The sequence below is a fragment of the Hyphobacterium vulgare genome (assembly GCF_042643335.1).
Taxonomy (GTDB): Bacteria; Pseudomonadota; Alphaproteobacteria; order Caulobacterales; family Maricaulaceae; genus Hyphobacterium; species Hyphobacterium vulgare.
Genome location: NZ_JBHRSV010000019.1, coordinates 77,927 through 90,122, shown reverse-complemented (window position 1 = coordinate 90,122; position 12,196 = coordinate 77,927). Strand labels below are relative to the sequence as shown.

General features: G+C 66.0%; 12 protein-coding genes. 10 read left to right on the top strand and 2 right to left on the bottom strand.

The features are described 5' to 3' along the window. Positions 1-3: 3 nt before the first annotated feature. Together ACFOOR_RS09975 and ACFOOR_RS09970 are read right to left on the bottom strand one after the other, a co-directional pair. Positions 4-642, bottom strand: a complete 639-nt coding sequence (locus ACFOOR_RS09975) for a CatB-related O-acetyltransferase (RefSeq protein ID WP_343164223.1) — start codon at positions 640-642, stop codon at positions 4-6. A 184-nt stretch (positions 643-826) separates the two neighbouring features. After that, on the bottom strand, positions 827-3,304 hold the full coding sequence (locus tag ACFOOR_RS09970; protein ID WP_343164222.1) for a ligase-associated DNA damage response DEXH box helicase: 2,478 nt from the start codon (positions 3,302-3,304) through the stop codon (positions 827-829). A 183-nt stretch (positions 3,305-3,487) separates the two neighbouring features. Between ACFOOR_RS09970 and ACFOOR_RS09965 the strand changes: the two genes are divergently transcribed. The 10 genes from ACFOOR_RS09965 to ACFOOR_RS09920 all read left to right on the top strand — a co-directional run bounded on the left by ACFOOR_RS09965 (position 3,488) and on the right by ACFOOR_RS09920 (position 12,191). Next, positions 3,488-5,650, top strand: a complete 2,163-nt coding sequence (locus ACFOOR_RS09965) for a prolyl oligopeptidase family serine peptidase (RefSeq protein WP_343164221.1) — start codon at positions 3,488-3,490, stop codon at positions 5,648-5,650. A 115-nt stretch (positions 5,651-5,765) separates the two neighbouring features. Beyond that, positions 5,766-6,716: a hypothetical protein gene (locus ACFOOR_RS09960; protein ID WP_343164220.1), complete on the top strand. Its 951-nt coding sequence runs from the start codon at positions 5,766-5,768 to the stop codon at positions 6,714-6,716. 89 nt (positions 6,717-6,805) lie between these two features. Beyond that, positions 6,806-7,519, top strand: coding sequence for a carbonic anhydrase (locus tag ACFOOR_RS09955; protein WP_343164219.1), 714 nt, complete (start codon positions 6,806-6,808; stop codon positions 7,517-7,519). Between the two features lie 106 nt (positions 7,520-7,625). Beyond that, the gene (locus tag ACFOOR_RS09950; protein ID WP_343164218.1) at positions 7,626-8,495 is read left to right on the top strand and encodes a mechanosensitive ion channel family protein; all 870 of its coding nucleotides are present in this window, start codon (positions 7,626-7,628) and stop codon (positions 8,493-8,495) included. A 46-nt stretch (positions 8,496-8,541) separates the two neighbouring features. Further along, positions 8,542-8,871, top strand: coding sequence for a DUF6460 domain-containing protein (locus tag ACFOOR_RS09945; RefSeq protein WP_343164217.1), 330 nt, complete (start codon positions 8,542-8,544; stop codon positions 8,869-8,871). Between the two features lie 86 nt (positions 8,872-8,957). Further along, complete coding sequence (locus ACFOOR_RS09940) at positions 8,958-9,761, top strand: response regulator (protein WP_343164216.1); 804 nt, start codon at positions 8,958-8,960, stop codon at positions 9,759-9,761. Between the two features lie 97 nt (positions 9,762-9,858). Then, entirely contained in the window at positions 9,859-10,668 is an 810-nt protein-coding gene (locus ACFOOR_RS09935; RefSeq protein WP_343164215.1) for a response regulator, read from the top strand. 113 nt (positions 10,669-10,781) lie between these two features. Beyond that, positions 10,782-11,267: a PaaI family thioesterase gene (locus tag ACFOOR_RS09930; RefSeq protein WP_343164214.1), complete on the top strand. Its 486-nt coding sequence runs from the start codon at positions 10,782-10,784 to the stop codon at positions 11,265-11,267. Then, positions 11,268-11,684, top strand: coding sequence for a PaaI family thioesterase (locus ACFOOR_RS09925; RefSeq protein ID WP_343164213.1), 417 nt, complete (start codon positions 11,268-11,270; stop codon positions 11,682-11,684). It abuts the gene before it with no gap. Between the two features lie 147 nt (positions 11,685-11,831). Beyond that, positions 11,832-12,191 carry a thiol-disulfide oxidoreductase DCC family protein gene (locus ACFOOR_RS09920; RefSeq protein WP_380214426.1) on the top strand — a complete coding sequence of 120 codons (360 nt, stop codon included), beginning with the start codon at positions 11,832-11,834 and terminating at the stop codon, positions 12,189-12,191. Positions 12,192-12,196 lie beyond the last annotated feature (5 nt).

Sequence of the window (12,196 nt, the reverse complement as noted above, 5' to 3'; positions counted from 1 at the left end):
CCGTCAACGCGCGGCGCGCAGCCTGTCCACATCTCCGGCGCGCAGGGCATCGAGATGGCGCGTCACCTTGTCGGCCGGCCAGTCCCACCACGCGATGTCGAGAAGCTCGGCCACCGCCTTTTCGTCGAAGCGCATCTTGCGGACCTCCGCCGGATTACCTGCCACGATGGTGTAGGGCGGGACGTCCTTCGTGACGACCGAATAGGAGCCAATGATCGCGCCATGCCCGATCGTGACGCCCGGCATGATCACCGCCTGCGTCCCGATCCAGACATCGTGACCGACCACGGTGTCGCCGCGATAGCCGCTGTCGAGGCTCGACGGATCGAAGCCTTCTTCCCACCCCGACCCAAAAATCTGGAAAGGATAGGTGGTGACGCCGCCGAGCGCATGGTTCGCCCCGTTCATGATGAAGCGGACGCCGGTCGCCAGCGCGCAATAGCGTCCGATCACCAGCCGATCGCCGGTGAAGTCGTAATGGTAGAGGACATTGCGGTCCTCGAAGCGTTCCGGCTCGTCCGGGTCGTCGTAATAGGTGTAGTCGCCCACCTCGATATTCGCCCGGGTGATCACCGGTTTCAGGAAACACACCCGCGGAAATCCGGGCATGGGATGGGGGTTCATCGGATCGGGTCCGTGCATGGGAAAACTCTTTTCTGGAATGGGATTGCGTCAGTAACGGCGTCACCTCCGCGGAGGCGGAGGTCCAGTCCGGGCGGGACATCTGGATTCCCGCCTGCGCGGGAATGACGGATCAGGTCACTGGATCATAATGCCCGACTGATGCCCCGGATTGCCCGAGCGATCAACCGGGACGGGTCGGAAATCAATCCCGTCCCATCGCTTCGGCGATCAGGTCCTCCTCCGAGATCGACGACAGAATGCTGTCATGCGCCTCGCCGAAGACCGGCTCCTTGCCGATCTCGAGCATCACCGGCACGGCGAGCGGCGAGACGCGGCCCAGCGCTTCGTGGACGATGCGCCCCTGCACACGGCGCAGCGCGTCGCCGAGGCGGCGGATGTCGAGCAAGCCCGTCCCGGCATCCTCCCACGCCGCCTGCAAGAGAATGTGATCGGGCTCGTGCTGGCGTAGGACGTCGTAGATGAGGTCGGCAGAGAAGCTGACCTGCCGCGACGTTTTCTCATGGCCCGGCATCTTCCGCTGGATCAGGCCGGCGATCACCGCGCAGCGCCCGAAGGTCCGCTTCATCAGCGGGCTTTCGGCGAGCCAGGCGTCAAGATCGTCGCCCAGCATGTCCTCGGCGAAGAGGTCGTCGAGATCGAGATCGGCCATGTCGGAAAGCCCCCAGACGGTCAGTGCGTACTCATTCGCGACGAAGCCGAGCGGGCGTTTCCGGAGGCGTTCGAGCCGGCGCGTCAGCAGCATGCCGAGCGTCTGGTGCGCCAGCCGCCCCTCGAACGGGTAGCAGACGAGATAGAAGCGGCCATGCCGGGGGAAGGTCTCGACGAGAAGTTCGTCCGGCCCAGGCAGGCGTGAGCGGAAGGCCTGCAATTCCAGCCATTCGCGCACCTGCTCCGGCAGGCCCGCCCATTGCGACCGGTCGTGCGTCAGCGCTCGGACGCGGGCGGCGAGATAGGTCGAGAGCGGGAACTTGCCGCCATTATAGGTCGGCACGCGCGGCGTTTCGTCGGAGGATTTCCGCACCAGCGCATCGGTCTCATTGAGGCCGACGAAAGCGAGGATTTCCCCGCCGAACACGAAGCTGTCGCCCGGCGCGAGCTGTTCGATGAACCATTCCTCGATCTGGCCGAGCACCCGCCCGCCGCGCCCGCCGGAGGACAGGCGGACATTCAGCATTTCCGATTCGATGATCGTGCCGATATTCATCCGGTGGCGCTGTGCGGTGCGTGGGTCGCGCACCCGCCACAGCCCGTCCTTTCCGTGGATCAGCTTGCGGAAGCGGTCATAGGTTTTCAGCGCATAACCGCCCGTCGCGTCGAACTCGAACACACGGTCAAAGGTCGCGCGGTCGAGATCGGCATAGGGTGCGGCGGAGCGGATCTCGGCATGGAGCCGGTCCGCATCGACCGCCTCGCCGCACGCCCGGCTCATGATGTGCTGCGCCAGAACGTCGAGCTTGCCCGCGGTCAGCGGGTCGCCATCGAGCACGCCTTCGGTGACGGCGTCCCGCGCAGCCGTGCATTCGAGATATTCGAACCGATTGGTCGGCGCGAGAACGGCGCGCGATGGCAGGTCGAGCCGGTGGTTCGACCGCCCGAGCCGCTGGATCAGCCTGGAGGAGCCCTTCGGCGCACCCAGTTGCAGGACCAGATCGACATCGCCCCAGTCGATCCCGAGATCGAGTGTCGAGGTGCATACCACCGCCTTCAGCTTGCCCGCCGCCATCGCCGCCTCGACCTTGCGGCGCTGCTCGGCGGCCAGCGAGCCGTGATGCAGCGCAATGGCGAGCCCGTCCTCATTGATCCGCCAGAGTTCCTGAAACGTCGCCTCGGCCTGGGCGCGCGTGTTGACGAAGATCAGCGCCATGCGCGCGTCCTGAATCCGCTCGTAGATCTTCGCGATGATGTGACGGCCGTAATGCCCGGCCCACGGGATCCGGTCCTCGGTCTCGAGGATTTCCACCTCGGGCGCCGGTCCCGGACCGCCGCGCACGATGCGGGCAAGGTTCGCTTCGCCGCCGGTCTGCGGCGCGATCCACCGCGCCAGCCCGCCCTCGTCGGCGATCGTGGCGCTCAGCCCCGCGCGCCGTGCCTGCGGGGCCCACGCCGCCAGCGTCGACAGGCCGAGGCTGAGGAGATCGCCGCGCTTCTGCGGCGCGAGCGCATGCACCTCATCGACCACGATCCGCCGCAGATCCGCGAAGAAGGCCTCGGCGTTGGGAGAGGCCGTGAACAGCGCCAGCTGCTCCGGCGTGGTCAGGAGAATGTCGGGCGGCTTCTCGCGCTGTCGCTGGCGCTTGGAGACCGGCGTGTCGCCGGTTCGGGTCTCGATCCTCAGACCCAGCCCCATCTCCTCGACCGGGGTCATAAGATTGCGCGCGACGTCGACCGACAGCGCCTTCAAGGGCGACAGATAGAGCGTATGCAGCCGGTGCGGCCGGTCCTTGCCCTCCTGCTGGACCCGGGCGTGCAGCTCGACCAGGCTCGGCAGGAAACCGCCCAGCGTCTTGCCCCCGCCCGTTGGCGCAATCAGCAGCGCATCCTCACCCCGCTCCGCCGCGTCGAGCATTTCCAGCTGGTGCGCGCGCGGCGTCCAGCCGCGCGCGGCGAACCAGCGCTCGAAGGCGTCGGGAAGTCGGGGCAGGCGCGCGGCGTCGTCCATGAAATCAACGTTAGACTCGGCTGCGCCGACTCGACAGCGCCAAGCGCTGGCCTAGGATCGCGGCCCGAAGATTGACAGCAAACAGCATGGGTTCCCCGCGGACGCGGGGACCCGAAGCTGGCACCCGGTTTCCGGTCCCCGTTTTCACGGGGACCCCAGTCTTGCGCTTATACGAGGACCGTCATGCCCCGCACCCTGTTTTCCGCCCTTGCCCTGACCACAGTGCTGGCCGGCACCGCCGTGGCGCAGGAGGGTGAATATCTTGACTACCCCGAGACCGCGACGGTCGATCAGGTCGACACCTATCAGACGCCGGACGGCACCGAAGAGGTCGCAGACCCCTATCGCTGGCTCGAGGATTCGGTCCGCACCAACCCGGATGTCGCGGCCTGGGTCGCTGCGCAGAACGAGGTGACGAACGCCTATCTCGAAACCCTGCCGGGCCGGACGGCGATCGAGGACCGGCTCACCGAGCTGTGGAATTACGAGCGTTTCGATACGCCGGAAGAAGATGGCGGCCGCTATTTCTACAGCCGCAATGACGGGCTGCAGAACCAGTCTGTCTATTACGTCCAGGACGGACTCGACGGGCAACCCCGCGCCCTGATCGATCCCAATGCCTGGGCCGAGGATGGCACAAGGGCGCTGGCCGGCACCGCCCCCAGCCCCGACGGCTCCATGGTCGCCTATCTCGTCGCCGATGGCGGGTCGGACTGGCGCACCATCCATGTGATCGACGTCGACACCGGCGAGGTGATCGATGACCGCATCGAGTGGGCGAAATTCACCGGCGTCAGCTGGGCCGCCGATGGCACGGGCTTCTACTATTCGCGCTATCCGGCCCCGGACGAAGGTGCGGAATTCACCTCGCTCAACATGAATCAGGCGGTGTATTTCCACACCGTCGGGACGCCGCAGTCCGATGACGTGATGATCATGTCCGATCCGGACAATCCGGAACTCGGCTGGGGCGCGACGGTCTCCGAAGACGGCGACTTTCTGGTCCTCACCTCCTGGACCGGCACGGACGGCAACGGCACTTACGTCCTCAGCCTGACCGAGCCGAACGCCCAGCCGATCGAGATTTTCGAGGGCTTCGGCAACAACCACACCTACATCACCAATGTCGGCAGCCGCTTCCTGTTCCAGACCGATCTCGATGCGCCGAATGGCCGCGTCGTGGCGGTCGATGTCATGAATCCCGAAACGCGTGCCGATGTGATCGCCGAGGGCGAAACCCCGATCCAGGATGTCGGCGCGGTCGGCAACCATCTGATCGTGGAACGCCTCGAAGACGCCAAGGCCGCCGTCAGCGTCTATGATCTGGACGGCAATCTGGTGCGCAATGTCGACCTGCCGGGGATCGGCTCGGTCGGCGGTTTCGGCGGGCATCTGGACTCGCCGGAAACCTTCTACACCTTCGCCAGCTTCAACCGCCCGGCGACCATCTACCGCTATGACGTGGAGACCGGCGAGAGCGCGGTCTTCCGCGAGCCGGACCTTACCTTCGACCCTGAAGACTATGTCGTGGAGCAGGTCTTCTTCGAATCGACCGGCGGCGCCCAGGTGCCGATGTTCATTGTGCGCCATCGCAGCGTCGAGGCGACCGGCGCCCAGCCGACCCTGCTTTACGGCTATGGCGGTTTCGGCATCGCCCAGCTGCCCACTTTCGACGTGCGCCGCCTGCAGTGGATGGAGATGGGCGGCGTTTTCGCTCTGGTGAACCTGCGGGGCGGCTCGGAATACGGCCGGGCCTGGCACGATGCCGGCCGGCTTCAGAACAAGCAGAACGTCTTCGACGACTTCATCAACGCCGCCGAGGAGCTGATCGATCTGGGCTGGACGACGCCGGACAATCTCGCCATCGAGGGCCGCTCCAACGGGGGGCTTCTGATCGGCGCGGTGGTCAATCAGCGCCCCGACCTGTTCGCCGCCGGCCTGCCGACCGTCGGCGTGATGGACATGCTGCGCTTCAACCAGTTCACCGCCGGCCGCTTCTGGGTCGACGATTACGGTTCTCCCCAGGACCCGGAAATGTTCGAGATCCTGCGCGCCTATTCGCCCTATCACAACGTGGCGGAGGGCGAGGATTATCCTGCGCTCCTGATCCTGACGGCCGACACCGACGACCGCGTCGTGCCGGGACATTCGTTCAAATACGCCGCCGCGTTGCAGGCCGCAGAGACCGGGCCGGCCCCGACCGTGATCCGCATCGAGACCCGGGCCGGTCACGGTGCCGGCACCCCGGTGTCGAAGCTGATCGAGGAAACCGCCGACAAGTGGGCCTTCATCGCCTTTCACACCGGCCTCGATCTGACGAACGGCCTGCCGCAGCTCGGCGAATAAGGCAGCGTCGCTCCCGGGGGGAATGCGCCGAAGGCCATTCCCCCTGCCCTCTTGCGGGCAGATTTGCGACCTTTGCTGCCTCAAGCCGGGGGGCGAGAGCAGTGAGGGACCCGACATGGCCCATGCCGTGATCGAACGCTTCCAGGAACTGGAAGAAGCATTCGCCGAAATCGCCGGTCGCGGTGGCCGCTTGCAGGCGCGCTTCTGTGCCGCCGCAGCGCTCGACTGCGATCTCGCCACGGACACGCTGATCCACCGCACCGAGCGTGAGCTGGAAGTGCTTGATGCAGGCCTGTCGCGCTGGCGGACACCGGCCCCGCAGATGCGGCTTGTCTATGCCACGGCACTGACCACCGCCGGGCGAGATGCCGGCCTGTTCCTCAACACCAAGGACACGCTGAAGGAGACCCGCCGGCAGCGTGGCGGCCGGCACCTCCAGGACGGCGGCGCCTGCGCGGCACTCGTTCTCGTTGCATCAGGCGGTTCACCCAGCCATTCCGGCATGTTCTTCGACATTCTCGCCTCCATTTCAGCACCCTGGTGGCGGCGCGTCCCGCAGCCGGAGGAAGCCTGCGCAGCGGCGCTCGCCGCCTCGGGCGAAACCCCGGAGAGCGCAGGCAGCCTCCTGTCGCGTACGCGGGTCCTGATGGATGCGGCGGGCGTGCCGGGCCGGCATATCGACAAGGCGGTCTATGACGTGGCGCTGAGCGAGCCGGATCCGGACATATATGCCCGCAGCTGGACGGCGCTCAATGTTGCGGCCCGCAGCAAGAAGGGCCTGGTCCGTCACAGCGGATTTGACGGACTCGCCATTCTCGCCGCGCAGGTGGAGGACGGATCGGAGGCCGCCGACGCACTCATCGCCGCGACCGAAGCCGTGAAGGAGATGCGCCCGCGCGTGTCGAGCCTGGCGTCCGGCCGGCTCGCCTTGCGCCTGGCCGGATCGATGTGCGGTTCGCGCACGCCGGGCGGTGCGGCGCGGGATCTCTCGGCAATCTATGCGATGCAGGCCGCCGTGATCGTCGCCACGACCGCCAGTGCCGCCGCCGTTGTTGCGGCAAGCTGACGCATTGGTCCGATCCCGCTTGCGGGGCGGGAAATGCCGCTTATCAACGGTAGCGGATGAGGGGTTTCATCCAAAGGAGGAAACCCGATATGAAATGTATTCTCGCCGCATCGGCGCTTTGCACGATCGCCGTGGCACCGGCATTGGCTGACGAATGGGGCTATACCGGCGCGCATGACCCCAGCCACTGGTCCGGCACATGCGCGACCGGTGCCGAGCAGTCGCCGATCGATCTCGACGGCGAGATCGAAGCGGAAATCGAAGGCCCGGCGTTGTTCTGGGGCACAGCCGAAGCCGATGCCGTGCGCAATGCAGGACACGCGCTGCAAGTCGACTTTGCCGAAGGTGCCGGCATGGTGCTCGACGGCGTCGAGTACGGCCTTCTGCAATTCCACATTCACACGCCCAGCGAGCACACGCTCGCGGGCGAGGCCTTTCCGATGGAAGTGCACTTCGTCCACGCAGCCGAAGACGGTCGTCTCGCCGTGCTCGGTGTTTTCTTCGCCGAGGGCGTGGCGCATCCGGAACTCGACGCGCTGATCGCGGCCATGCCAGCGACAGCCGGCATCTCTGACTGGGCCGGTGACCTCGATCTCGACCGCTTCCTGCCGGCCGAAACCGAAGTGCTGCGCTATGCGGGATCGTTGACCACGCCGCCCTGCAGCGAAATCGTTTCGTGGAGTGTCTATGACACGCCGGTCGAAGCGTCGGCGGAGCAGATTGCAGCCCTGCAGGCCCTTTTCGGCGCCAATGCACGGCCGGTTCAGCCGATCAACCGCCGCTTCCTGCTGATCGCGGATTGATCCGGGACCTGGCTCCGGCGGCGCCTTGCGCCGCCGGGGCAGGGTTTGACCCCGGCCGTCCGGATGCTAGGTGGTAAGACACCCCCAGCAACCGGAGATGTCTGTCGTGAGGACACCCGCCGAATCCCTGCCGTCCACCGGAGCCGGAACCGCCGAAGGCGTGTTCAACCAGCAATTCATCGCCCAGCTCGTCGATATCGGGTTCGACGCCGTCGTGAACGTCGCGCTCGCCGCGCTGATCCTGTTCGTGGGATTCCTCGTCGCCGGTCTCGCCCGGCGCAGCGTGAAGCATCTCGTCGAGAAGAATCCGAAGATTGACCCGACGCTGGCGAATTTCTTCGGCGGCATCGTTCGTTACGCCATTCTGGCCGTGGTCGGCATCGCGGTTCTGACCCGTTTCGGGGTCGAGACCACCTCCCTGGTCGCCGCGTTGGGTGCCGCGACCCTGGCGATCGGCCTCGCCCTTCAGGGCACGCTGTCCAACGTGGCGGCCGGCGTGATGATCGTCTTTTTCCGGCCCTACAAGATTGGTGATTTCGTCGATATTGCAGACGCAAGCGGGACGGTGAAGGACATCACCCTGTTCACGACCGAACTGACCGCGATCGACGGCGTGCAGATCACCGTGCCGAACGGACAGGCCTGGGGCGATGTCATCACCAATTATTCGGCCAATCCGACCCGCCGCGTCGACTGGACCTTCTCGATTTCCTACGACGACGACATCGACAAGGCGATGCAGGTGCTGCGCGACACCATCCTGCCCGATGAACGCATCCATGCCGAACCCGAACCGGTCATCGTGGTCGTGGCGCACAACACGTCCTCGATCGACATATCGGTCCGCGTCTGGGCTGCAACGGCGGATCACTGGGCGATCAAGTGGGACATGTGGAAGAAGGTGAAGCATGCCTTCGACGCCAACGACATCGAAATTCCCTATCCGCACCAGGTCGAGATTCACAAGGAAAGCTGATAGTCTCTGCCGCGATTAGGCCCCAATCACAGGGGAAAGAGGCGGCATGAGCAACGACACTCGCACCGAGCCGACACCGGCAGACGAACCGCGCAGCTTTCTCGGCCGCTGGCTGAAGATCACACCCGGCGACATACTTCGCCTCGTTCTGATCTGCGTGGTGGCCGGCCTCATCCTGGCCGCCTTTCGTGTCGACCCGCGCCGTCTCTGGGTCGACTTCTTTGGCACCATGGTTGACGCCTGGCGCGAATTCATCGGCATCTCGGCCGATCTGGTCACCTGGGGCCTCGACTACTTCCTTCTGGGCGCGGTTCTGGTGATCCCGATCTGGCTCATCGTGCATACCGTGCGGGCAATGCGCCGCCGCCCGCGTTAGGAAATCCTTCAGCCTGAGTCCACGTTTCACGGGAAATTTCCGCGAATTCGTCTTACGGGTGCTCCCCAAGGGGGAGAGGCATGGGCTTGAGAAATACCGTCGTTGCGATCGACGCACCTGCGCCTTGGCGTGAAGGGCAGACCCTCATCGTCGAACCGGGCTCACTGTTCCGCCAACTCTTGGTCGGCGTTGTCCGCGAGGAGTCGCGCTCGCGGGTCGTTGCTGTCGGCTGTCCGCAGGAAGCCCTGGACATCGTGCGATCCGAAGCCCCTAGCCTGATCGTGATGGACTGGGCGCCGTTCGATTCCGACGGAGCCGAGCTCGGGCTGATCCGCGAGCTTCGCAGCAAGGACAATCCCTTCGAACGCCAGATACCGGTCATCGTCACCAGCAGCCGCGGGCGCCGCCGCGATATCGAGTGCGCCAGGAATGCGGGCGCAACCGACTACGTGTTGAAACCTGCCGCCCCGGTCCAGGTCTTGAGGCGCGCAGATGTCGCTGAAAGATGGCCGCGCCCCTTCGTGCAGGCGACGCGCTTCCGGGGGCCTGACCGCCGGACGCAGGCACGCGGCGTGATCGGGCTTCGCTACAAGCGGCGTATGGACGTGCGCGCAGGCCTCGTGGATCCGCTCGACGCCGCCCGCCACGCTCTGGCGGCGCTGGCGAGCGAAGTCGAAATCCATGGATGCCATCTAACCAGGCGTGTCGTGATGTCCCTGAAATCCTTCATCGCTTCGCTGTCAGAATTCACCGAGCGGGAAAACCACGTCGTCGAGATCCACCGTGCCGCGCTGGTGCAATTGGAACGGGCCAGGTTCGAGGGAGAAACCGGCATGGCCGTGGTGCTCGGGCTGGAGCGGGTCGTGAACAATCGCCTCACCCGTCACTGAACTCGCGTCCGCGTTAGCAAAAAATTCAGCCTGAATCCGCTTTCCGCAGGAAATCGCTGGACATTTACCGTATCACACGTCCTCCGGGAGAGGACGAATGTCGGCTTGTTCAGCCATCGCGACGATCGATGCGCCCCCGCCTTGGCGGGAAGGGCACGCGCTCGTGCTCGATCCGGGTTCGCTCTTCCGTCAGCTTCTGACCAGCACTCTGCGCCGGGAGTCCGGCGCGCGCGTCTTCGCCGTTGGCAATCACGACGAGGCAATGGAAGTCATCCGCAGCGAGGACCCGAGCCTCGTCGTGATGGACTGGTCCCCGTTCGACGAAACCGGTCAGGAAATGCGGCTCATCCGGGCCCTGCGCGAGCACGAAAACCCGTTCGTCCAGCAGGTCCCGTTGCTCGTGGTGAGCAATCGCAGCCGACGCAGCGACGTCATTCATGCCCGGAATATGGGCGCGACGGATTACATGCTGAAGCCGGCCCCGCCGGCCCGCGTCATCGGCCGCGCCGATCATGCCGAGCAGAACCCCCAGCCCTTCATCAAGGCGACCCGCTATCGCGGTCCGGACCGCCGCCGCCGCGGGCGCGAGGTCAGGGACGAACGCTACAAGCGCGGCGCCGACGTTCGTGCCGGCCTCGTCGATCCGCTGTCCGCCGCGCGCAACGGCGCCATCGCCGTTGCGGAGGAGGTTGCCATCTTCGGCTGCGCCCTGACGCGCCGGGTGGTGGTTTCGCTGAAGCGCTATCTCGAAGCCGTCGAAGTCTTCACCGAGCGCGAGAACGAGGTTGTGGAAATTCACCGCGCTGCCCTCGTCCAGCTTGAACGCGCCCGCTTCCAGGGCGGTGCCGGCACAGCCGTCGTGACCGGCCTCGAACAGGTCGTCGCGAACCGGCTGGCACGGGGCTGATCCGGGCGTTTGGCCGGAACGGCAAACACGCCTTGCGATTTTGACGGCGTCCGCCCCTGTCATTTGCACGCCCCAGCGTCTAACTCTCGGCGATCGGAACGCCAGAGGACGCCATGGCCGAAAGCCTTCAGGACCTGCTCGATCGCTTGTCACCCCTTCTGGTCGACGGCTCGCCGCATGCCCAGGCCCTGGGGCTGGCGCTCGACGGTCTCGGACCGGGCCGCGCAACCATGCGCGCGCCCTATCGCGATGATCTGGTCGGCGATCCGGAAACCGGCGTGCTGCACGGCGGCGTGGTCACGGCTTTGCTCGACCATGCCTGCGGCGTCGCCGCCTTTTCCGGCCTCGGCGCGAGGGAAACCCCCGCCACGCTCGACCTTCGGATCGACTACATGCGCCCCGCCCAGCCGGGCAAGGACATCATCGCCGAGGCCGAATGTGTCCGCGCACACGGCCTGATCGCCTTTGTCCGCGCCACCGCACATGACGGCGACGAGAGCGACCCCGTGGCCACTGCACAGGCCGCCTTCATGGTCACCCGGCCGTCGAAAGAGGCCGCCGATCGTGTCCGCACCATCATCGCGGAAGGAAAGCTCTAGATGAGTGACGATCTGATCCGCACGCTTCTGGAAGCCCCCTATGTGTCCAAATTCGGCGTCCGGTTCGAACGCCGCGGCGACGAACTGACGGGCGTCCTGCCCTATGCCGAACACCTCGTTGGCAACCCGCTCGTTCCGGCGCTGCATGGCGGTGCGGTCGGCGCCTTCATGGAAGTCGTCGCGTCCGGCGCACTGCTCGCGGCCCAGCCGCTGATGCGCCTGCCCAAGCCGATCGACGTGGCGGTCGACTATCTCCGGCCCGCCCGGCCGCAGGACGTCTACGCCCGCGCGGTGATTGGTCGGTCGGGCTCGCGCGTGGCCAATGTCCGGGTCGAGGCCTGGCAGAACCGCCGGGATGCGCCGGTTGCGACCCTGCACGGCCATTTCCTGATCAAGCCGGTGCCGGCGGACTCCTGAGTTCACCCCACCCTGACCCTCCCCTCAAGGGGAGGGAATTGGCATGGCGTTTCGACTCCCTCCCCCCACGGGGGAGGGCTGGGGTGGGGGGAGGTGCGGCGACCTGCCCCGTCGCCCGGCGGCGGGTTCCGCCCTATGTTCGACGGCATGAAACAGGACACGGTCATTGCCTATTATGACGGCGCGTGCCCGCTCTGCGTTCACGAGATGAAACTCTATGAGCGCCGCGGTCAGGGCCATGTCGTGCTGCAGGACGTGACCGGCGAGATTCCCGAGGATATCGACCGGCAGGCTGCGCTCGACGCGCTTCATGTCCGTCTGGACAATGGACAGGTCGTCACCGGCTGGGCCGCCTTCATCGAGATCTGGCGCGTGACGCCGGGGATGGGCTGGCTTGCCGCCCTGACCAGCCCCGCCCCGATCCGGGTGCCGCTCGACTGGCTCTATCGCAAGTTGGCGCCCTACCGCCCGCGCCGCAAATGCGCCGACGGGGCGTGCAGCCTCTGACCGTG

Coding starts and splice junctions, on each gene's coding strand:
- ACFOOR_RS09975 (WP_343164223.1), bottom strand. CDS start 642: ATGCACGGACCCGATCCGATGAACCCCCATCCCATGCCCGGATTTCCG.
- ACFOOR_RS09970 (WP_343164222.1), bottom strand. CDS start 3,304: ATGGACGACGCCGCGCGCCTGCCCCGACTTCCCGACGCCTTCGAGCGC.
- ACFOOR_RS09965 (WP_343164221.1), top strand. CDS start 3,488: ATGCCCCGCACCCTGTTTTCCGCCCTTGCCCTGACCACAGTGCTGGCC.
- ACFOOR_RS09960 (WP_343164220.1), top strand. CDS start 5,766: ATGGCCCATGCCGTGATCGAACGCTTCCAGGAACTGGAAGAAGCATTC.
- ACFOOR_RS09955 (WP_343164219.1), top strand. CDS start 6,806: ATGAAATGTATTCTCGCCGCATCGGCGCTTTGCACGATCGCCGTGGCA.
- ACFOOR_RS09945 (WP_343164217.1), top strand. CDS start 8,542: ATGAGCAACGACACTCGCACCGAGCCGACACCGGCAGACGAACCGCGC.
- ACFOOR_RS09935 (WP_343164215.1), top strand. CDS start 9,859: ATGTCGGCTTGTTCAGCCATCGCGACGATCGATGCGCCCCCGCCTTGG.
- ACFOOR_RS09930 (WP_343164214.1), top strand. CDS start 10,782: ATGGCCGAAAGCCTTCAGGACCTGCTCGATCGCTTGTCACCCCTTCTG.
- ACFOOR_RS09925 (WP_343164213.1), top strand. CDS start 11,268: ATGAGTGACGATCTGATCCGCACGCTTCTGGAAGCCCCCTATGTGTCC.
- ACFOOR_RS09920 (WP_380214426.1), top strand. CDS start 11,832: ATGAAACAGGACACGGTCATTGCCTATTATGACGGCGCGTGCCCGCTC.